Source organism: Flavobacterium panici, from assembly GCF_024499525.1.
GTDB classification, from domain to species: domain Bacteria; phylum Bacteroidota; class Bacteroidia; order Flavobacteriales; family Flavobacteriaceae; genus Flavobacterium; species Flavobacterium panici.
Window position 1 is genome coordinate 4,227,732 of record NZ_CP100437.1, and the last position, 20,406, is coordinate 4,248,137.

At 40.8% G+C, this 20,406-nt stretch carries 14 protein-coding genes; 8 read left to right on the top strand and 6 right to left on the bottom strand.

What is annotated here, in order from left to right:
• Positions 1-77 precede the first annotated feature (77 nt).
• The 3 genes from NLJ00_RS17805 (at position 78) to NLJ00_RS17815 (ending at position 5,930) form a co-directional block, all read left to right on the top strand.
• Positions 78-1,181, top strand: coding sequence for an efflux RND transporter periplasmic adaptor subunit (locus NLJ00_RS17805; protein WP_256634816.1), 1,104 nt, complete (start codon positions 78-80; stop codon positions 1,179-1,181).
• A gap of 35 nt (positions 1,182-1,216) precedes the next feature.
• A complete protein-coding gene (locus NLJ00_RS17810) occupies positions 1,217-4,423 on the top strand; it encodes an efflux RND transporter permease subunit (protein ID WP_256634817.1) in 3,207 nt (1,068 codons plus the stop codon).
• A gap of 1,261 nt (positions 4,424-5,684) precedes the next feature.
• Positions 5,685-5,930, top strand: coding sequence for a hypothetical protein (locus NLJ00_RS17815; RefSeq protein WP_256634818.1), 246 nt, complete (start codon positions 5,685-5,687; stop codon positions 5,928-5,930).
• Between the two features lie 90 nt (positions 5,931-6,020).
• On the opposite strand, the gene NLJ00_RS17820 is transcribed toward NLJ00_RS17815, so the two are convergent.
• The 4 genes from NLJ00_RS17820 to NLJ00_RS17835 are packed head-to-tail and all read right to left on the bottom strand — an operon-like array spanning position 6,021 to position 8,535.
• On the bottom strand, positions 6,021-7,340 hold the full coding sequence (locus tag NLJ00_RS17820) for a PcfJ domain-containing protein (protein WP_256634819.1): 1,320 nt from the start codon (positions 7,338-7,340) through the stop codon (positions 6,021-6,023).
• Complete coding sequence (locus NLJ00_RS17825; RefSeq protein ID WP_256634820.1) at positions 7,337-7,720, bottom strand: Cas9 inhibitor AcrIIA9 family protein; 384 nt, start codon at positions 7,718-7,720, stop codon at positions 7,337-7,339. The genes NLJ00_RS17820 and NLJ00_RS17825 overlap by 4 nt, the downstream gene beginning before the upstream one ends.
• 26 nt (positions 7,721-7,746) lie before the next feature.
• Positions 7,747-8,106 carry a DUF7222 domain-containing protein gene (locus NLJ00_RS17830; protein ID WP_256634821.1) on the bottom strand — a complete coding sequence of 120 codons (360 nt, stop codon included), beginning with the start codon at positions 8,104-8,106 and terminating at the stop codon, positions 7,747-7,749.
• 42 nt (positions 8,107-8,148) lie between these two features.
• A complete protein-coding gene (locus NLJ00_RS17835) occupies positions 8,149-8,535 on the bottom strand; it encodes a single-stranded DNA-binding protein (RefSeq protein WP_256634822.1) in 387 nt (128 codons plus the stop codon).
• Between the two features lie 470 nt (positions 8,536-9,005).
• Here NLJ00_RS17835 and NLJ00_RS17840 point away from each other — a divergent pair, with 470 nt between their 5' ends.
• The 5 genes from NLJ00_RS17840 (at position 9,006) to xseB (ending at position 19,236) form a co-directional block, all read left to right on the top strand.
• Positions 9,006-9,857, top strand: coding sequence for a trypsin-like serine peptidase (locus NLJ00_RS17840; protein WP_256634823.1), 852 nt, complete (start codon positions 9,006-9,008; stop codon positions 9,855-9,857).
• An 18-nt stretch (positions 9,858-9,875) separates the two neighbouring features.
• On the top strand, positions 9,876-10,778 hold the full coding sequence (locus NLJ00_RS17845; protein ID WP_256634824.1) for a hypothetical protein: 903 nt from the start codon (positions 9,876-9,878) through the stop codon (positions 10,776-10,778).
• 428 nt (positions 10,779-11,206) lie between these two features.
• Positions 11,207-17,263, top strand: coding sequence for an NACHT domain-containing protein (locus NLJ00_RS17850; protein WP_256634825.1), 6,057 nt, complete (start codon positions 11,207-11,209; stop codon positions 17,261-17,263).
• 352 nt (positions 17,264-17,615) lie between these two features.
• On the top strand, positions 17,616-19,052 hold the full coding sequence (xseA, locus tag NLJ00_RS17855) for an exodeoxyribonuclease VII large subunit (RefSeq protein ID WP_256634826.1): 1,437 nt from the start codon (positions 17,616-17,618) through the stop codon (positions 19,050-19,052).
• Positions 19,030-19,236, top strand: a complete 207-nt coding sequence (xseB, locus tag NLJ00_RS17860) for an exodeoxyribonuclease VII small subunit (RefSeq protein ID WP_256634827.1) — start codon at positions 19,030-19,032, stop codon at positions 19,234-19,236. The genes xseA and xseB overlap by 23 nt, the downstream gene beginning before the upstream one ends.
• A gap of 169 nt (positions 19,237-19,405) precedes the next feature.
• Here xseB and NLJ00_RS17865 read toward each other — a convergent pair whose 3' ends face one another.
• Both NLJ00_RS17865 and NLJ00_RS17870 read right to left on the bottom strand, forming a co-directional pair.
• Positions 19,406-19,585, bottom strand: coding sequence for a DUF3606 domain-containing protein (locus NLJ00_RS17865; RefSeq protein WP_256634828.1), 180 nt, complete (start codon positions 19,583-19,585; stop codon positions 19,406-19,408).
• Positions 19,586-19,782: 197 nt separating this feature from the next.
• Positions 19,783-20,403 carry an alpha-ketoglutarate-dependent dioxygenase AlkB family protein gene (locus tag NLJ00_RS17870; RefSeq protein ID WP_256634829.1) on the bottom strand — a complete coding sequence of 207 codons (621 nt, stop codon included), beginning with the start codon at positions 20,401-20,403 and terminating at the stop codon, positions 19,783-19,785.
• Between the last annotated feature and the right edge of the window lie 3 nt (positions 20,404-20,406).

Consider the following 20,406-nt stretch of genomic DNA (forward strand, 5'->3'; position numbering starts at 1 on the left):
GCAGAATGTTAAGGTAAAATGGCAACAGGTATTTGGCCATAAAAAGTGAAAACAAATAAATTTTAAAAAGTAAAATCATGAGACGCATCATTTTAGCCATTATAGCTAGCGGATTATACAGTTGTTCCCCCAAGTCCGAAAGTGAGATGCCGCCGCCATTAGCCGTTGCGAGTATTCTGCCAGCGCCCGTTACAACGTATCAGCAATATCCTGCATCAATACAAGGTGTGGATAATGTCGAGATTCGGCCGCAAATCAGCGGCATGCTTGAACAGGTTTACATTGATGAAGGAGCCTATGTAACCGCCGGGACACCGCTTTTCAAAATAGATGACAGACCATTTAAAGCCGCGTTGAGCAATGCGCTGGCCAACTTACATGCAGCGGAATCAGCCGGAATCAACGCGGACCTTGAAATTCAGAGATTAACGCCACTCGTACAGAATAAGGTTATTTCCGATTACCAGCTGAAGAGCGCCCACGCAGCTGCAGGTGTTGCTAAAGCAAAAATAGACGAGGCAAAGGCGAACATCAGCCAGGCAGCGATCAATTTAAGTTTTACCCTGATCAAAGCCCCTGTAAGCGGCTATATTGGCCGCTTGGAAAAGAAAAGAGGAAGTTTGGTCAGCCCTGCTGACGCCACCGCACTGACAGAACTTTCAGATGTACATAATGTGCACGTGTACTTCGCTATGAGCGAAGATGACTTTATAAACTTTAAAACGCAATATCCGGGAGAAACACTTACGGAAAAGATCCGGCAACTTCCGCCTGTATCCTTACTGCTTAGTGATAATTCCGCTTACCCGGCCAAGGGACACATCGATGCGTTTGACGGGCAGTTTAACCAAAACACCGGCTCAATTACCGTCCGTGCTAATTTCCCAAATCCAAAGGGACTTCTTCGCTCGGGCAATACAGGAAAGATACAGCTCAGCATTCTACATAAGGAGGCGTTACTCGTGCCGCAGTCAGCGACGGTAGAAATACAGGAGAAAATCTTCGTTTATCAGCTCGCAGATAGTAACAAAATTAAAAAGCAGGCTATACTGATCGCTGGCCGTTCGGGACATAACTATGTAGTCAAGGAAGGGATAAAGCCCGGTGACCGTATCGTTGTCGACGAGATTAACAATCTACAGGAAGGTCAGGTAATCAATCCGAAGGTCACTAAAGGCTGACCGCTGCCAAAAATTAATACCTAAATTTTAAAGCCATGCTTAAAAAATTCATTAAAAAACCAGTGCTGGCGACTGTAATCTCAATCATACTGGTCCTTCTCGGTTCGCTTGCCCTGCTAAAATTACCCCTGCAGCAGTTCCCTGATATCGCTCCACCCTGCGTAGTGGTCAATGCGACCTACCCCGGTGCCAATGCAGAAACAATCCTTCGATCGGTGGCGCCTTCACTTGAGGAGGCTATCAACGGCGTGGAAAACATGACCTATATGACCTCAACCGCAAGTAATGATGGTACTCTCGTTATAAGTGTTTTTTTTAAATTGGGTACAAATCCCGACCAGGCTGCTGTTAATGTGCAAAATCGCGTTACTCAGGCTACAGCTCAGTTGCCACCGGAAGTGGTTCAGCAGGGTATTGTTTCTGCTAAGCAGATGAACAGTATGGTTATGGCCACTGGTATATACTCAGATGATCAAACAAAATATGACCAGACCTTTTTGAGTAACTACACATCAATCAATATCATACCGGAACTCAAGCGCATTACAGGTGTAGGCTCTGCAAATATTTTCGGTGGCGCGCAAGATTATTCCATGAGAGTATGGCTGAATCCGGCGCAAATGGCTACTTACAAGGTTTCTCCCAAAGAGATCACCGATGCGATACAGGATAAAAGCCTGGAGTCAGCTCCCGGCCGCTTCGGGGACAGGACCGACGAAGCTTTTGAATATGTATTGAAATATAAAGGTAAACTGAATAGGCCGGAGGATTATGAAAATATAGCGATTCGCACCAATCCTGACGGGTCAGTCCTTCGTCTGAAAGATGTAGCCCGGATTGAATTCGGTTCGTTCAATTATGCCACGAAACAAAGAATAAATGGCCACGTAGGGATCGGCATGCCAGTAATCCAACTGGCAGGTTCCAACTCGAATCAAATCCAGATAGAAGTCAATAAGTTTATGGAAAAGATCGAAAAGAAATTCCCTGACGGCATCCATTCATTAACATTTTACAGTACCAAGCGCCAGCTGGATGCTTCTATTGACCAGGTCGTGCACACCTTGATCGAGGCCTTTCTTCTGGTATTTATCGTGGTCTATCTTTTCCTACAGGATTTTCGCGCTACACTTATCCCGGCTATTGCCGTGCCTGTAGCCATTGTTGGTACTTTCTTTTTTATGTACCTGTTCGGATTTACAATAAACCTTCTGACCCTGTTTGCACTGGTATTGTCCATTGGCATTGTGGTGGATGATGCCATCGTGGTTGTGGAAGCATTGCATTCCAAGATGGCAGCAACCGGCATGAAGCCCAAACAGGCAACCATATCTGCGATGCATGATATTACCGGCGCGATCATTTCCATTACCCTGGTGATGGCTGCAGTATTTTTACCTGTCGGTTTTATGGAAGGCTCAACCGGTTTGTTCTATAGGGAGTTCGCTTTTACCATGGCCATCGCGATCATGATTTCAGCGCTGAACGCACTGACATTGAGTCCGGCTCTTGCCGCATTATTCCTTAAGGACGTTCATCATGACGAAACAAAAGCGTCCGGGGAGCAAAATTTTAAGGCCCGCTTTTTTAGAGGCTTCAATGGCGGCTTTAATGGCCTTACTAATCGCTATCTTGAGTTTATCAACTTTTTAGTAGCGCGTAAGTGGATAGCCATAGGCGGCCTCGCGATGGTCGTACTTGCCTCGATATGGATGATCAGGTCTACTCCCACCGGATTCATACCCAGCGAGGATCAGGGCTTTTTTGCGGTATCGGTGTCACTACCCTCTGCGACCTCATTGAAGCGCACCGAAGGTATTATGTTGCAGGCAGAGAAAAAACTTCAAATTGAATCGGGCAAATATGTTTTAAATTTTCCGGGTTTTAATATGCTTACGCAATCAGCAAGTCCATCTGCAGGCGTGATGTTTGTTATGCTGAAAGATCCGAAGGAGCGCGGTAAAGTGAAAGACATCGCGCAGATCATGGCCGCAGTACAGAAGGATCTCGCCACTGTAAAAGGCGCCTCCTTCTTCGTATTCACCTTTCCAACGGTTCCCGGATTCAGCAACGTGGATGCCCTTAACGTCGTGATCCAGGACCGGTCTGCCGGAGAACTGAGTAAGTTCGCAGGTGTCGCCAACAACTTTATTGCAGAACTGAATAAACTGCCTTCTGTCGGTATGGCTTTCACGAGTTTCAAGGCGGACTACCCACAATATCAAATAGAGGTGGATGATGATAAGGCAGGTCAACTCGGGGTGCGAGTAAAAGATGTACTCCAAACCGTACAGTCTTATTTCGGCACCTCGCAGGCCGGCGACTTCAATCGCTTCGGTAAATATTACCGGGTATTGCTACAGGCGGACTCCGGCGATAAACGTACGCCGGAAGCCCTCAAAAGCGTATACGTAAAGAACGGGTTAGGTGAAATGGTGCCCCTCAGCACAGTTGTCAAACTTACGCGGGTTTTTGGCCCTGAAACCGCATCCCGATATAACCTTTTCAATTCGATCGAACTGAACGTTATCCCTAAAAAAGGATATAGTTCAGGTGAAGCTATCGAAGCGATCAAGGCACTGGCGGCCAAAAAACTGCCTACGGAGTATAGCTATGAGTTTTCAGGCCAGACCCGTGAGGAAATATCGTCAGGCGGACAGTCAGTGATCATATTTATTATGAGCCTGATTTTCATCTACTTCCTGCTGGCTGCCCAGTATGAAAGCTACATTCTTCCCTTGGCCGTGATCTGTTCTGTCCCTACAGGTGTATTTGGCGTGTTCGCCATGATAGGCCTTAAAGGCATTGAAAATAACATTTATGTTCAGGTAGCACTGATCATGCTCGTTGGGTTGCTTGCCAAGAACGCCATCCTCATCATAGAATTTGCAGTCCAACGCCGCAGGGAGGGTCTGTCGCTGATTGATTCAGTGCTCGAAGCTGCCAAGCAACGTCTTCGCCCGATCATCATGACATCCCTGGCCTTTATCTTCGGCTTGTTTCCGTTGAGTATCGCATCCGGTCCCTCAGCACAGGGCAACCACTCGATAAGCTACTCTGCAGCGGGTGGTATGATTTCAGGTGTCGTACTCGGCCTGCTGATCATTCCAGTTCTATTCATCATTTTCCAAGGACTGCATGAAAGAATTTCCGGTGTGCCAACGCTGTATGATGATGATGATTTCGAACCAATTTCGGTGACCATAGATGCAGCCGGACACGTAACTTCTTCTAAGTCATAAAAAAATAACTATCATCTGTGAGAAATAAACCATTTTTTTGCGTCATTAGAGCAACAAATCTATAAGTACCTTGTAATTGTTTTTTTCGGCAGATTTTTTAACATTTTAGGGTACTTTTGAAGTCAACTCTGCTATCTGTTTAGCATATATATACTAAATTAGTATCTTTTATCTACCTAATTATTTAGGTCAAGCATTAACAGCATTACCAAGTAAATAACTGATACGCTAAAAGCATCAGATTTAAAATGTTTAACAGCGGAGTACGGAGAAGTACTGTTAGATTCGTTTTTAGAGGAAGGAGTGGCGAAAAGCATTCCTTTTCTAAATACGCTTTTCTCAGTTTTTAAAACAAGTGGAACTGTTAAAGATATGATGTTTGCAAAAAAAGATTCTATTCTTTCTAATTCAACTTAGTGATGTGGAAGCGGAAGAAAGAAAAAAGTTATTTCTAAAATAGACGATTCTCATGATTGCAGAGTAAAAGAAGGCAAAAAGATACTTTACATTGTTGATAAATGTGATGACCACGAAAAAGCAGAAATCGTTGATGTATTATTTAGAGCTTTTCTACTTGAAAAATTAGTTACGGTTATTTCATAAGCTGCTGTAATTTTATAGAAAAATGTATTTTAGAAGAATTGAGAGAATTTGTACTAGAAGATAATCAAGTATCGTCAATTGAATTTAATTCGGATTTGCTAAACTGGGGATTATTGAGATTTAAAAAATTTTTCGTCGATTGGAGGAGATTACTAATTATGGTTATGAAGGAGGGAATGAATATAAACTCAATAAAATTAGCTTGAATTTGAACTATCATATACTGGAGATATAATACGTAAATATTTGAGACAATATTATATCGATTTAGATTAGAAATAAAACGTCTTTTGAACTAAATGGAATTTTAATAACAGTTTCGAACCTAAGCTGCTTATGGTCTTATTTTGCTGAGGGCTTATTTTTTTAAATCCAATGTGCCACAATTTTGCCACAAATCTAAGACGAGTATATACAATAACATTTTTAGTGTTAATACAGTTTCGAACCTAGACTTCTAAGGAGCTTATTTTACTGGATTTCTGTTTTGTAAAAAGTTATGTGCCACGATTCTGCCACAAAACTTAGATGGAGTTTTCGTGCAGGATTTTTATTTAAATTTCTTCATTTTTTTAACATCGCACAGAAGTGTGGATAAGTGCTAAATAATTATATTTGGTAAAGAAATTTACAAAAACAAATTAGCAGATCTTTCATAATGGAAAAAGAAATACAACTAAAGGTGAGAAAAGATTTGGATGCCCACCAGCAGCACACCATACTTAAACTCAAAGGCAGCCTGATTTCAAAAGGTTACACCGAGATTATCCATATCCTTGACGAGGATGATGAGTATCATATAAATACTTTTGAAACGGACCCTGACAAACGAAACGAAGTCCAGCAGTATATTGCCGCATTTATCGATCAGGAAAGCCTTCTGGATACGATCAGCATCAAATAAATATAAAAGTCTTTTAAAAACCAGCCCGCCGGCTGTTAAGCAGGCGGGCTTTCTGGCTTTGATTTAAGCCATTAAAAAAAGCCGATAAAATTATCGGCTTTGGGCATGAGGGGCTCTTTTTCTTTTCTGCATTCTCTGTTTGATTTGATAAAGGTTTTGATCCAAAAGGCGCAGGATCTGGTTATGAAGTTTTGAGGGTTTGTTTTTCAAGCCCCTGCATTGGAGGATTTCCATACGGCTCAGTGATACTTCAATGGTTTCCACAGATTGCTGCGCCACTTTAGCCGATAGAATAAGGGAATCCTTTCTATCATAATACTCGTTAGTAAATACGCAGTGGTGCAGGTCGTCGCCCTCGGCCATAAAATCCCTTACGTTCTCGATTACGGAAATGCTCAAATCCTTTTCTGTAAAGAGCAGTCCGAAAAAGCGTTTTTTATCGCTTTCGTATTTTTTCTGCACCTTTTCAATTTCAAGGCGCAGTTCCTGGAGTTTTTTCTTTCTGAGAAGTTCCCTTTTTTTCTGCACCAGGCGGTCGTGCGCTCCGTTAAGGTTGTCGGGGCAAACATACAGCGCATTCGAGAGGTCTTTGTTGAAATAACGCAACAGTTCCAAGTAATCCTCCCATATCTGCACATCTGCAATTTTGTAGCCGTTTCGGATGACGGTCTTGACCGCCTGCCAGTTTCGGCGGATGTTTTGCCGTGAAGCCCCAAGATAATACTGCAAGAGCTTCAGCTGTCCGGCTTTGAGCAGGGTCTCGGCGATGGGATTGCTCAAAAGCGATGAAAAGAGCAGGTGTGGTGCAATATTATAGACCGAGGTTTTGAATCCGTTCCTTCTTAAAATCCCAAGCACTTGTATATGCGGATAAACTTTGTAGGGATTGATATAGTATTTGGCATTGCGCACGAAATCCTTTGGTTTTATTTCCAAAGGGGAATAGAATTTCCATGCATCGCAGTTCTGCGAAAAGACATTGGTGCTGAGCGAAAGCGTACGCACTTCGCCTTTCGGATTGATCCAATGCTGCATGACTTCCTTGTGAAAGTAGGTCGGGGTGAAATTCTTTTTCATGTGCTTGTGGGAAATTACCATTCTCACTACCTGATATTCGGCGCAGGTCTGCAGAACGCAGAAATATTCTATTTCCCTGAAGTGCACCTGATTATAGGGTTGTATCTTAAGTTTTCCTTTGCAGGCGGTGCACTGGGTAAATTTGGAACAGTCGCTGCTGCACTGAGGTTTCCAGACGTGGGCGCAGTCGAGGCAGTAGAACTTCGAGCGGGAGAGCACGCCCCATTTCAGGAAGATATGCTGCTCTGCCCAAGTGAGAACCTTTGGCTCTATCGGCGCAAGGGAACTGCTCAAGGCGGTGAGCTGTTTTTCGATGTTGGTTTTGGGTATCATAGGTCAAAAAACGTTAAGGTGGTCTGTGCGGGTTTTACATCCTGTTTTACTTGAAGTGGGATTTCGCTTGCGCCTGACAATGTGCTGATTTCAGGCTGAGAGAACAGGTCAGCCTCAGCAGGCTGAACCACAGCCCTGCATGCAACAGGGGCGGGAGTGCCGATGCTGTCGTCGGTGTAGTATTTGAGCGCCATATCATAGATTTCCTGATTGTCAAAGGCGCATAATCCTGTCTTTTTTACCTCGCCGAAAATGTAGTGGATACAGCTTTCCAAGCTTTTCGATGCTTTGGCAAGCATAGGCGCAAAACCTGTATCGGTCTGCGCCCTGTCATTGAGATAGTTTTCTATTGCTGTTTTAAAATTTTCAGATGCTTTCATAACAAAGGGTTTTAAATATTAAAAGCTTATTCAAACAGTCTTGTATAAAGGTCATAGCAGTATTCCTCAAAGCAGAGCCAGCACACAAAAGTGTAATGGGGCGCTTGGAATCGGTTTTCGATAGGTTCTCCGATGGCTTCTTCCAGTTCGATTCTGATATTTTCGAGGTCGTCGATATGCTCGATATAAAATTCCCTGCAGTCGGCGTGGTAGATAAATTCAGAAATCATCCCGCTGATGCAACCGCCGGTCTGCAGGTCAAGGAAGAAAGATTTGAGCTGTGCTTTTCTCTTTCCGTCATAAGAAGTGATGCTGCGAAGGATAATCTCGTTAAAAGCGGTGCTTACACGATACTGGCTGTAATTGGATTGTTTTAAGGCTTTCATGATATTGCATTTAGGCGTATAAAAATTCAAGGCTGATATGACTTAGAAAGGCAGGTCGTCGGGATTATCCGATGCATTGCCTATTTTAAGGGCGGGTGCAGTCCTGCTGTTTTCGCCTTCAGCAAAAACCAGTATCTTGATATTCGAGGTATGAAAGGTGAGCGAGCCGTGCGCCTGAGCGTCACTGCCGATATAGACATTCAGCCCGATGCGCCCGAAGAGCTGTACCATTGTGCCTTTTTTGAGCCATACGGCCAGTCCTGCACCCATCCAGTAGGAGCAGTCGATATAGGTCACAATTTTTTTGGCTTCGGTGCTTCCTTTTGGTTTATAGCTGTCGTTGACAGCTATGGAGAAGTTTACCACCTCACGGTTTTCTTTTGCCTTAGAAACGGAGGCATCCTTTACAATTCGTCCTGTGATTTCCATGATGTTTGATTTTTAGTGAATACTTGTCTTTCGTTTTCTTCCCCCGTAGTCCGCAAATGAAATTTTTCAAAAGAAAAAACGGGAAAAAAGAAAGCAAAAAGCCAGTGTCCGGATAAGGAGCCGGAGTGCTATAAGTACCGAAGGGCGGCCCCGGGCCGTTATGCGCATGCAGGGGACGGCGGGCACTACTTTGGCTGCCTTTTTACTCCGTTTTGAATGAAAATTGTATAACAAGATTTTTTTAAGCAGAATAGAAACTGAGCTTAAAACCAGTTTTATGCCGGGAGCAGTAAGATTCAGTTTTTGCAGGAAAAATAGTTTTAACTATTTATAAAACAGGTGTTTATACGCTGTGGTATAACTGCTGAATATGTTACTTTTATTACGGATTTGATTCAGCGGTCATGAAGACAGATCAAAATTTTATTATACAGGCTAGTGGAGTACAGCGATATTAAAACAAGTTGATTATGGGAAAGAAACGCAGCACCGAAAATGACAATAACCTTGAAACTGTTTCAAATCTGGACAAGGAAGTACAATTGAAAGCACGGTCAAAACAAGACAGACCGAATAAGGGTTTGATGCCTGCTAAAGGTAATTTTAAGCATAAGTTTTCAGATGACCTTGAGGCGAGAAGTACAAAAAGAAATGAAGGTTTTTTTAAAGAGTATGGTGATTTTTCATTTCCAAATGACTTTCCGGCAAAATGTGTCTGCCTTCTGCTTATAACAGTGCTGGAAAAGGATAATAAAAGACAGGAATATTATGGAACAGGGTTTATGATATCCCCCAGAATTATAATTACTGCTGGGCATAATGTTTTTTTTGGGGGAAAATGGGCTGATGAAATCAGAGCCTTGCCCGGGGCTGACGGACGCAATCCCCCTCCTTACGGATTAGAAATAGCCTCAGAGCTTATCAGCACCAATAACTGGGTGCGGAACGGAAGTACTGACCACGATTACGGCGCTTTGATACTCCCTTCGGATAATCTCTTTAACAGAGTAAAAGCCTATTTCCAATTTTTTGAAGTCAAGCAAAAAGGGCCGATAATGATCTGGGGGTATCCTATAAAAAGCAAATCCAAGCAGGTTATCCTTCATGGCGTGTCTTCCAATATCAAGCCTTTTATCATGGAATATGAGCTGCCTACCGAAAAAGGAAACAGTGGAAGCCCTGTTTTTATTGTACTTAACAATGAGATTGTAGTGGTCGCCCTGCATACTATGGGAGGGAGCCCAAGTTCAGGAGTAAGAGTCAATCCTAATGTTATCAAGGTATGGAATGCGTGGATTAACCGTCCGAATATTTTAGTATAACCCTAAAAAAAAATAATTATGAAAAAAAACATTGCAGCGCTGTTGCTGCTCGCATCTACATTACTAAATCCTGTGCTGGCTCAAAAGAAATTCTACACTTCTGACCATGAAAAAAAAGATTTTACATCGGAGGAAATAAATCTGGATTTTAAAAGTGGACGAGTCAAATTAAAACGGCCGCAGAGCGCAACCTTTCTTGCAGCCGCTATACCTCTGGTATTGGATTTTGGCTTTAAGGCAACCACTAAAATGCTGGAAAAAAATATTAAAAAATTTACCGCAGAATACAGCAAGTACAACAGCTGTTTACAGCTGTACGAAAATCCTCCAGTTATAAGATTCTCACGAAATATATCTTTTGAAGACCAGGCAGATCAGCCGGCACTTATAATTGAATTAGTGCCGAAGCAGTCAAGCGACACTTTACTTTCAAATTATATTTATTACGAGATAAGCGAGCTGGAGCTGAATTATTCTGCCGCAAAATCCACAAAAAAATTCCCTACTTTTGATTATACCATTGAGCTGAAACTAGATTATGTAGACAATAAAGAAAGAAAAAGCCTTGAATTAAAACCGATCGTAGTTTCTTCTGTTGCGTATAAACAAACACCACCTAATTTAAAAAACGCCAGGACTGAATTAATAGAGATGCCCGATAAAACGTATATACTAGGTGCCTCTATCAAAATAGTTGAAACAAATCCTGGCAAAGTGAGGGCTGAAAAAATCTTATCTGCATGGAATGATAATAAGGAAGGAGCGAGGACAATTATTAATTATTTTGTTCCAAAGGAAAAGGACGACAAAGATGATCAAGCTCAGGCAGCAACAGAAGCACCAGCAGCAGACGGAGAAGCAACGGTTTCCAGTAAACCGGAAGGTTCAGGTGATAAAAAAACACCAAAAAAAATAAAATAAAATTAAAATTTTAGAAGTGAGGTTGATTTCAACTTCACTTTTTTAGTTTTGGCATCCCACGGATTACTTTTGAATGCAATCACAAGGAATAGAAACAGCTTTACAGCATGGTAATAAAAATCATTGCATGACAGACCGCATAAATTAATATTCAATAAATTGTCTAAGCAAAGCATAAATCTTAATGATAGTTAAAACATTCTTCAGTTGACGATTTGTCTTGATGTCTGATTTTCTGCCATATGAACAGGAAATAAAATTTCGCCATTAAAATATCATATGGGAAGTTTTTAATTACTGCAGTTTTCTCCAGTACCGGAATCTTAAATTTTTTCTTTTGTCGAATAAGGCAATTAAGAGTTTCCGTAATATTTTCTAAAGAATAAGTAATATATTAGTGGGTTAAATTACTTACCAAAGAAAGTTTTATGAGTGAAAAAGTATCAGCAAAAGGAGAAAGAGCCGCCATAGGCGGGTATTTGCCTCAATTTGATGAATTTGCCAAATTAGTTTACAGAAATTTAATTAATGGAAATCTGGAGTGGATCAAGGTGGCAGATCCGAAAGCAGGAAAGCTTGATGATATTCAATTTTCTACCTCTACAGAGGTTCATGCTTATCAGGTAAAGTGGACAATTTCAAACGCAGTTATCTCTTATAAAACATTTAAAGCTTTTATTCCGTTAATAGCTTCTTCCTGGATTAAAATAAAGTCTTCTAACCCTGGTAAAAAAGTAATCGCTCATTTTATTACAAACAAAAAAATATCCTCAAGTGATACGATAATGATTGGGGAAGCGGTTTTTGGGAGTTTTGCTGATTTTCTGAAAGAGGTCTGGAATCCTGTAAAGATAGAAAAGCCTATTAATCCGCAATGGATTCCTGTTCTGGCTGAATTAAAAAAAGCCTCAAAATTGGATGATGCGCAATTTAATGATTTTACGGATTCTTTCGACTTCACAGCGGATTATAAAACAAAAGAATTATATATTTCAAATACAAGGTTTTCCAAAGAAGATGAAGATGTTCAGGCCCTGAGCCGATTTATCATCGAAAAAGTTGCCGGAGCCGCGCGAAGCGTCAAATTTACTAGAAAAGAAATTATAGACGAATTGAATTGGGCTGATCGTTTTCGAACAACTTTCAATCATGATCTTGTAATTGACATTCAGAAATACCAGCCTATAAAATCCACCATCGACTCGCTGAATGAAAAAATTGAAAATAAAAACAGCGGTTACATTTTTTTAGCCGGTGGTCCAGGAACAGGAAAATCAACCATGCTGACGCAATGGTCCAAAACGGTAAAACATCGTATAATTAAGTATTATGCATTTGACTTTACCAATCCATCTTCGGCCTCAAATGTTTCTGAAAGAGGCAGTTCCATTCATTTGTTTTTTGACTTGGTGTTTCAAATAAAAGAAAGTACTAACTTTTTAGGAAAAATTGTTCCCTATAAGGACCTGCTTTACCTGAGAGGTGTATTTGCAGAGCAGCTGGAGTTTCTCTCAAAGGAATATAAAAAAAACGGGCAAAAGACAATTCTTATCATTGATGGTTTAGATCATATTCCCAGAGAGTATAAATTGACAGTCAACAACTTACTTACAGACCTGCCCAATCCTCTTGCACTCCCGGAGGGAGTTTATATTGTACTGGGAAGCCAGAGTTATGAACTTGAACATTTATCTAGTGATGTATGGAGTGAGTACAAGAAAACTGACAGCAAGGTTCAGATGGATCCAATGACCATTTCTGAGGTAAGCCGTTACATAGACCTTCAGAAACTAAGCCCAGCTGCTTCAGAGGCACAAAAAAGGGTCATCTTCGAGAAATCGCAGGGACATCCTCTTTACCTTTCTTATCTTTTAGAGAAAGTTCGTGATACAAAGGACCGTAGCAGAAAAATTAAAGCGTTTGATCAGATCGATGGAAATATAGAAAACTATTATGAGAAGCTTTGGAGGTCTGTGCAGGGAAGCCCGCAGCTAATCAGGCTTTTGGGGCTTATGGCAAGAATAAATGATTCTGTCAATCCGAAATTCGTGAAGGAATGGAATTTTGATAATTCAGTTCTTAAAGAGTTTCAGAAGGGTGCAAGGTTTCTATTCAGCCAGGGCAACAGCCAATGGTCTTTTTTTCATAATTCATTCAGGCAGTTTCTGCTTCATAACACTGCTTTAGACTACTTAACGGGGGATTACGATAAGAGTGAGGAGCTTCGCTATCATAGTGAACTGGCTGATTTTTATCGCAGATCAGAAACAGAACCAGAATGGAAGAAAAATTATCACCTGTTTAAGGCTGAAAAATTTGATGATTTTTTAATGGAGGTTACGCCCGATAATTTTGTGGAACAAATTTTACAGTTCCGCCCGATGCAGGAAATAAAGCAGGAAGCAAAATTAGGTGTTGAAATTGCCAGTTTAAAGAAGGATGCCGCTTTGCTTGTACGATATCTTTTTGCGGTTTCTGAAATTCAGATGCGGTTGTATAATATAAATCCATCTAATTACACAGAAGAATTTCTGTCTTTGGGAATGGAATCAACAGCCATAAATTTATTGCGGACAGGAAACATGCTTTTATGCAGTGAAGGCACAGCTTTGGAGGCATCTAGGCTATTTGCGGAATATGGGAACAGCACGGAAGGCATGTTTTTATTTAATCTGGCCTTTCCTGACTGTATAAAGGAAAAAGGGATCGAGATTGAAAATTCAAACAGGTCTGAAGCGTCAATTTCAAGTCTGACCCTATGGGTGGCAGCAAGTGCTTATTTTATGGATATTGAGGATATTCTGCAAAAAATAAACAATATTCAGTTTTCCGACAAAAGAAAGGTAGCTGGTTTCAATGAGCAGCAGCTTCGCATAAAGCTTCTCTCTACAGTTATTGAGAGCCTTAGTGAAATTAATAATTGGGAAGCCGTCTCAAGGGTAATTTCGGAGTTTGATTTAAAAAATAGAAAAAAGGAAGAAGCAGGATTTTTTTTCTATGCACTTGACGGGTGTATAGTGGACTGTATTGGCCAGAAAAATTTTGGGCAGGCAGAACGGTTTTTAAAAATTTTGCTTGATACATTTTCGATTCGGGAACTGAGGCCGAAAATGAGGATATATATGGCCGACCTTATCTATAAGACCCGAAAGGATATCGATCTGGCCTACAGCTGGATTGAAGATCTGCCGCAGCCGACTAATGTGGGCAATACTGATCTTGACATGAACCGCTCCCTTGAGATTTTCGAGCCGCTTATAATATTTAACAGATTATCTCATTTAGCAGGAAGAGGGGTTGCAATTAATAAAGCAATTCCTGATGCCGCAAAAGGAACTGACGAAGAGCTTCTGGTTAATTTTGAAAGAATGCTCTGCTTAACTGCCCAAATTCAAAGTGACTCGGCTCAGGATAAGCTGGAACTTTTTGATCTTGAATTGAGAGTCAGACCAATCATAAGATTTTATTACAAAAAATGGGGACATAGAAACCTCTACGATTATAAGATAAAACAAATTAAGGAAAACTATTTTAAACTGCTTATAGGCTCGGTAGCGGCAGCAGGTAATGAGAGTATTGATAAGCTGGGAGATTTGTTTATAAACGAATTTAAAGAACATTCAAAACATTGGACTTCCGCAGACCAAAGGGCTGTTCTGCATGCATTACTGCTGCGGGGTTTTGCTAAAAATAAAGTTGCCGAGGCACTCAAAAGCATTGAGGATAACCTGTTTTTGGATATGGACATTACAGCGAGAATTACTGATTGCACTGAGCATGCCAATATATATATCGATCTTAAGGAAAGCGCTGAAGGGGTAAAATGGATAAGGGAGGCGTTTAAGGAGTCAATAGGAATAGGCTACAGAAAAGATTATCAGATTAATACCTGGCTGGACTGGCTTGAGAATATTAATAAATTAGAGCCCGATAGCGCTATCGAACGCATAATGTGGTTTTTATCACAGCTTGATCATATTAAAATGACTACCGAAGGAAGGGCATTTTGGGAATCTGCGGAAAAAATCCTTGATATTACATGTTCTTATAATTTATCTTCAGGATTTGAGCAGTTAAAATGGCAGCTGGAGAATGAATTAATAGATTTTGGAGATTCAATGTATGTTTTTTTGAAAAATTACTTTATCGCAGCAGAAAATGAAGACGACTTCTGGCTCGGTTTTCAATTCTACACGGATATATATCTGTTTTTTTCAGAAAGTTTTTCAGAGAATCTGCTTAACACAATTCTAGAGAAAGGAAAATTGCTGATAAATGAGCAATTTTTTGAGAGTTATATACCGCTTCTTTTGAGTGCGCTCGGGACCAGGCCCTTGGAGCAGTATAGAAACGGCCTGATATTAAAGGTCAAAGAATTCTGCATTTCCAATAATTTTACTACAGTTGAATTTGATACCAGAGATACTTCAGTAAGAAAAAAAATAGATTCTCACACTACTTCCGGCAATGAATTAGTACTTGCGTCTTATGAGTCTATAAGTGAAAAGGAGGTAATGAAAAAAGTTTCTGATTTTGCTTCTTTTAAAGCTTTATTATTAAAAGAAAACGGGGGGAATTCATTTTTTGACTGGTCTGAAATTATAGATAAGTTAGCTCCTTCACTGACTATCGAACAAATAAAAGAACTTTCTGATCTTGAAATCAAAAACCGAAAAGAATCACTGTTTTTTTCAAAACTAAGCTCTATCGCTTTAGCAAAAGGGTACAGGGAAACAGCATTTGACCTGGCTGAGAGAAGCCTGCTGCACACAAGCGAATCAGGCTGGGTCAAGCATTTTGACGGAGGGACACGGCTTAATGCTTTTGGTGCCTTAAAAGCTATTGATGAAGCAGAAGGGGCAGCGAGGGCCTTTGATTTTTTTGCCCATGATATTCTCAGTAATGAATATCCCCAATCGTACATTCAGGAGCTGGATAATATTCTTCCTCTTTTGACAGTTGAATATAACATTGAAAAATATTGGCCGGAAATATTCAGTTATTTAAAAAGGCTGATGGTCAACAGCCGCAATAAAAATATTTTACCTGTCATAGAACCTTTGGATGTTACTGCAAACCGGGTATTTATTGATTATGTGAATTATCTCTGCACGAGTCCGATCCCAATTCTTAAAGAGAGATCCCTCAAAATAATTGCGCAGGCTATTGACCAGGGAAACAGTTATGCGGCTGAGCTTTACAGCTATCCTGGGGAAGACCAGTTTTTATTAGAAAACCAGAGCACTATCTTTTGTCTGCTGCACTTAATGGATTCTGTCAAACTGGAAAAATTTGCTGAGATTTTAAAAATTCATGCGTCAGGATCAAATTATAATTTACGCCGCAATGCAATTCAGATATTAGAATCATTAAAACTGCCTTTTGCGGCACCTTCGAAGAAGATTCTGCCGGCATTTTACAATTTGGATCTGGGGCAAAAAAGATTTTTTAGTATCGAAAAAGAGCAGGAAAGCTTTTTTTCTGACATCGATCCAACAAATCCATTTGAACTTTTGAAACCATTTATGCATTTAGTAAACTTACTCTCAGAAGACAGCGGGCTTGAAAAGGAAAATATTCTGGAAAGGACATACCATTTCATGAAATTAATAGGCAGTCCTGAAAAATGGAAGCAAGAATATGAAATGGGAGTACGAGATCATTTGGAAAAAATCAGCCTTAAATATCCTTTTGTAAAACATCGAGTTGCAGATGCATGGTCTGGATTGATGTATACGGCCGGGGAGCTGGAAGACTGCGGAGTGATTGATATGAATAATTTTTCTAAATATTTCACAATGACAGATCTCAATCTGTCTTTCTTTAAAGAAGAACCCAAACCGAAATTTATTGCAGACCTGACTGAGAGGACTTATGGAGGTGTAAGTTCCGAATGGCTTGGTAGAATAGAAGGTGCTTTAAGAAAAGATTTGGTTTTAAAGTTAGAGAATGGAATGAATATTATTGGTGAATATTCGTCTGTAAAATGCATGGATTGGGACCTACCCAAAGAAATACAGCTGCTGCAGCTTTCTTCTTCGAGTGAAATTTCTAGAGAGGACTATCATATATTTGGGTCAGTTTTTCAGGTTTTCACATCAGATTATTACAACCTGAGAAATACCGGCGCCGAAATTATCATCATTAGAAATCATATACTTGAACATTCAAGTCTAAAATCGAGATGGTTAGCAGTAAATCCTGTATTGGCAAGGTTTTTAGGATGGGTGCCATTTCCCGAAAGGTTATTTGCGTGGCAAGATAAAAATGGCAATATGATGGCGGAATCGGTTTACTGGGTCAATGGGAATAATTATATGCTCCCACGTCACGAGAGCGAGACTGGCGAAGGCTGGTATGTAGCAGTATCAGATATGGCCATTGAACAGATTAGAGAGGCAGAGCCCCTTTTGTTTATTCAAAGAAGAATTACCCGAATTATAGCAAAGGAAGAAAGAAGTATTGAAGATGTTTCAAAATTTTAAAGTTCAATAAAACAGCTTTAGCAGAGTAATCCATTGCCCAATACTGAAATCGAATATATAAGCTTATAGGACCTGAAGGTTTGTCCAGCCGCAATAAAATAAATTGATTACTTTATTTTCTTAAATAACAAGACAGGGCCTTTTTATATTTCTTAAAGGTTACATTTAAATGGTCCTGCTATTTTTAAATAACTTCTCAGATGAAATCCGATTTACTGTATTGTATTTTGAGTTTTCACATGTGAATTTTGGTGGTTGTTCTGTTTTGAGAATCCGTGCTTTAATTAGTATCTTAGCGCTACAATAATAAAAAGTACAGAAAAGTACGGATTGCAAAATCCCAAAAAAAAGAATGGGGCCAGACCAGTATATAAGACTCTCACAGCTTAATGACCAGATCCAGGACACAATCAATGCCCGCTTCAAAGGGCAGACGTACTGGGTAGTGGCTGATATTACCAATCATTCCTTTAAGACTGATAAAAAGATCCATTATTTCGAGCTGGTGGAAAAATCAGAAAAGAGCAGTGCCATAACAGCCAAGATACTGGGCAAGTGCTGGGGGGCCGGTGCACTAAAAATCCTTGACTTTGAACTAAGCACAGGACAGCGCTTCACCAACAACCTTCATGTGCTGATACAGGTGAGCGTGGATTACCATCCTCTGTACGGGCTTTCGGTAAACCTTCTGGACATTGACAGCAATTTTATGCTGGGTATTTTGGAACAGCAGCGTAATGCGACCCTAACCAGACTGGTAAGGGAAAACGATTTTATCCAAAAAGAAGGGGAAGAGTACTCCACATTAAACAGCAGGCTGAACCTCCCGGCTGTCATCCAGCGCGTAGCGGTGATTTCGTCGAGCAGTTCGGCAGGAAATGAGGATTTCCGCCATACCATGCAGCACAATGATTTTGGCTATGTTTTCCAGATAGATGATTACCACACCGTAGTTCAGGGGGACAACAACGCCAAGCTCTTTTTAAATAAGCTTATTGAGGTTTACAATACAGGGATTCCCTACGATGCAGTTGTCATTGCAAGGGGAGGCGGGGCACAGTCTGATTTTCTGATTTTTGACAATTACAATATCGGAAGGGCAGTGGCAAAATTGCCGATTCCGGTCATAACAGGCATCGGCCACCAGAAAAATGTCAGCATTACGGATATGATGGCCCATACCAATACCAAAACCCCGACCAAGGCGGCGGAGTTTATCATAGCCCATAACCGCAGTTTTGAACAGGGGATTCTCGCGCTTCAGCGGACCATTGCCGTAAAATCACAGCAGCTTTTCCTTGTTCATTACAAAGAGCTCAGCGAACTTAAAAGCAGTATTTCACATAATGCCCGGGAACTGGTTTCAGGACATAAAGAACAGCTGATGCAGAGCAGGCAGCATATAACAAACAATAGCAGTAAGGTAATCTCTAATGAGCAGCGAAAACTGCTTCTTACTGCGCAGCAGGTCCTGCAGCGTCCGCATTATATAATCCAGCAGAAAAGAAATGACCTGCAGCATATGACGGGAAACCTTAAGATATTTGCCAATCTGTATCTGCGAAGCCAAAAACAAAACCTGGAGCATTACCAGAAAACAATTAAGCTCATGTCCCCGCAGAACATACTCAGCAAGGGATATGCAGTGATAAGGCTGGACAGCAAAATTGTGAACGGTGCGGCAGCAATACAAGAAGGAGACGAAATAGAAATACTATTAAAAGATGCAGTACTGAAAAGCACTGTCAAAGAAAAAACAACATACGATGGAAAACACACTGACCTATGAAGCCGCGTCAGCTGAACTGACTGCTATTGCAAGGGAAATTGAAAACGAAACGATCTCTGTAGACGAGCTTGCCGCCAAGGTAAAAAGGGCTTCAGAGCTTATTGCCTTCTGCCAGGCGAAGCTGAAATCCACCGAGGCTGAAGTCACAAAAATCATCAGCAGCATGGAAGACCCCAAAGAGTAAAGACGGATTTATACTAAACTAAAGCTTTAAGGCGTTATAATATAAGATCTACGCCGATATCCGAGTGCCTTAAACGAAAAGATTCAGGCATTCCTGCTATATGCCTTTACATAACAAAGCCCATTGTTTCAAATGAACAATGGGCTTTTGTACTATGTACAGCATGATATCAGCTGTTTTGTTCCAGATGCTCGCTGAAGTCTTCCACACGTGTTCCGGCTGCCCTGACAGCATTTTTTAATATTTCTTCAGGCACGTTTAATCTTTCAGACCAGTACCGGATCTCCTGCGGTTCCGCGATGTTGATATGTTCGTCATCCGCTTTTCCTATGTTTGCATTATCGTCCATGATTTTAATTTTTATGGTTTGTCCAAAGTTACTATCACGGAAAATAATCCTGTTATATTATAAGAAGGGATTTTTACAGCATTGCAATGATTTTCAATGTATTAACTGGTTTTCTTAAACTGTTGGATGAGATGTTGAAATGCCAATGAAACCCAGTCAGCATTAATGATAAAACAGCTTAGAACAAGGGAACAATATCAAGATTCCTTTACTTGGCGGAAGGTAAGATTTATTCTCGGCAGCACATTTCTGGCTGTTTTGGGCACCTGATGTTCCCAATAGGTATTGGTGCTTCCGGCCATCAGCAGAAAAGTCCCATGATGGAGGGGAATTTCTATAGGCGGGATATGTTTCAGGATTTTATGGCGAAGACGGAACAGCCGAGTTTCTCCGAATGTCACCGAAGCTATATTCATATTCTTATTGCTGGAAGAAGTTTTGTCACTGTGCCATCCCACACCATCAGTGCCGTCCCTGTAAAGATTAAGCAGTACCGCATTAAAACGGATCTGTGTTTCATTTTCCACACGCTCCCTGATCTGGAGCAGTTCTGTCGGCCAGTCCGGATTGGATTTTCGCTCCGGCCTGTTGGTATCACCGTACCAGGAAATCATCCTTGGTGCCGTTACCACCTTATCATACATGGGCATTTCATATTCCCTCCAGTGCGTGCCGTGGTATAAAACATTGTAATAGTGATCAGATTCCTGCTTATTGAAAAAATTATCAATCAGCAGCAGGTCAGCATCAGGAAGGTCAAATATTCTTTTGCCGCCGTTTCCCGATGAAAAAATTTCGGTGTCATCAAAAAGCATCATTTC

Excerpts from the sequence above, each read along its gene's own strand:
- NLJ00_RS17840 (WP_256634823.1), top strand. The coding sequence starts at position 9,006 with ATGGGAAAGAAACGCAGCACCGAAAATGACAATAACCTTGAAACTGTT.
- NLJ00_RS17845 (WP_256634824.1), top strand. The coding sequence starts at position 9,876 with ATGAAAAAAAACATTGCAGCGCTGTTGCTGCTCGCATCTACATTACTA.
- NLJ00_RS17835 (WP_256634822.1), bottom strand. The coding sequence starts at position 8,535 with ATGGAAATCACAGGACGAATTGTAAAGGATGCCTCCGTTTCTAAGGCA.
- NLJ00_RS17865 (WP_256634828.1), bottom strand. The coding sequence starts at position 19,585 with ATGGACGATAATGCAAACATAGGAAAAGCGGATGACGAACATATCAAC.
- NLJ00_RS17810 (WP_256634817.1), top strand. The coding sequence starts at position 1,217 with ATGCTTAAAAAATTCATTAAAAAACCAGTGCTGGCGACTGTAATCTCA.
- NLJ00_RS17870 (WP_256634829.1), bottom strand. The coding sequence starts at position 20,403 with ATGATGCTTTTTGATGACACCGAAATTTTTTCATCGGGAAACGGCGGC.
- NLJ00_RS17805 (WP_256634816.1), top strand. The coding sequence starts at position 78 with ATGAGACGCATCATTTTAGCCATTATAGCTAGCGGATTATACAGTTGT.
- NLJ00_RS17830 (WP_256634821.1), bottom strand. The coding sequence starts at position 8,106 with ATGAAAGCCTTAAAACAATCCAATTACAGCCAGTATCGTGTAAGCACC.
- xseA (WP_256634826.1), top strand. The coding sequence starts at position 17,616 with ATGGGGCCAGACCAGTATATAAGACTCTCACAGCTTAATGACCAGATC.
- NLJ00_RS17825 (WP_256634820.1), bottom strand. The coding sequence starts at position 7,720 with ATGAAAGCATCTGAAAATTTTAAAACAGCAATAGAAAACTATCTCAAT.
- NLJ00_RS17850 (WP_256634825.1), top strand. The coding sequence starts at position 11,207 with ATGAGTGAAAAAGTATCAGCAAAAGGAGAAAGAGCCGCCATAGGCGGG.
- xseB (WP_256634827.1), top strand. The coding sequence starts at position 19,030 with ATGGAAAACACACTGACCTATGAAGCCGCGTCAGCTGAACTGACTGCT.
- NLJ00_RS17820 (WP_256634819.1), bottom strand. The coding sequence starts at position 7,340 with ATGATACCCAAAACCAACATCGAAAAACAGCTCACCGCCTTGAGCAGT.
- NLJ00_RS17815 (WP_256634818.1), top strand. The coding sequence starts at position 5,685 with ATGGAAAAAGAAATACAACTAAAGGTGAGAAAAGATTTGGATGCCCAC.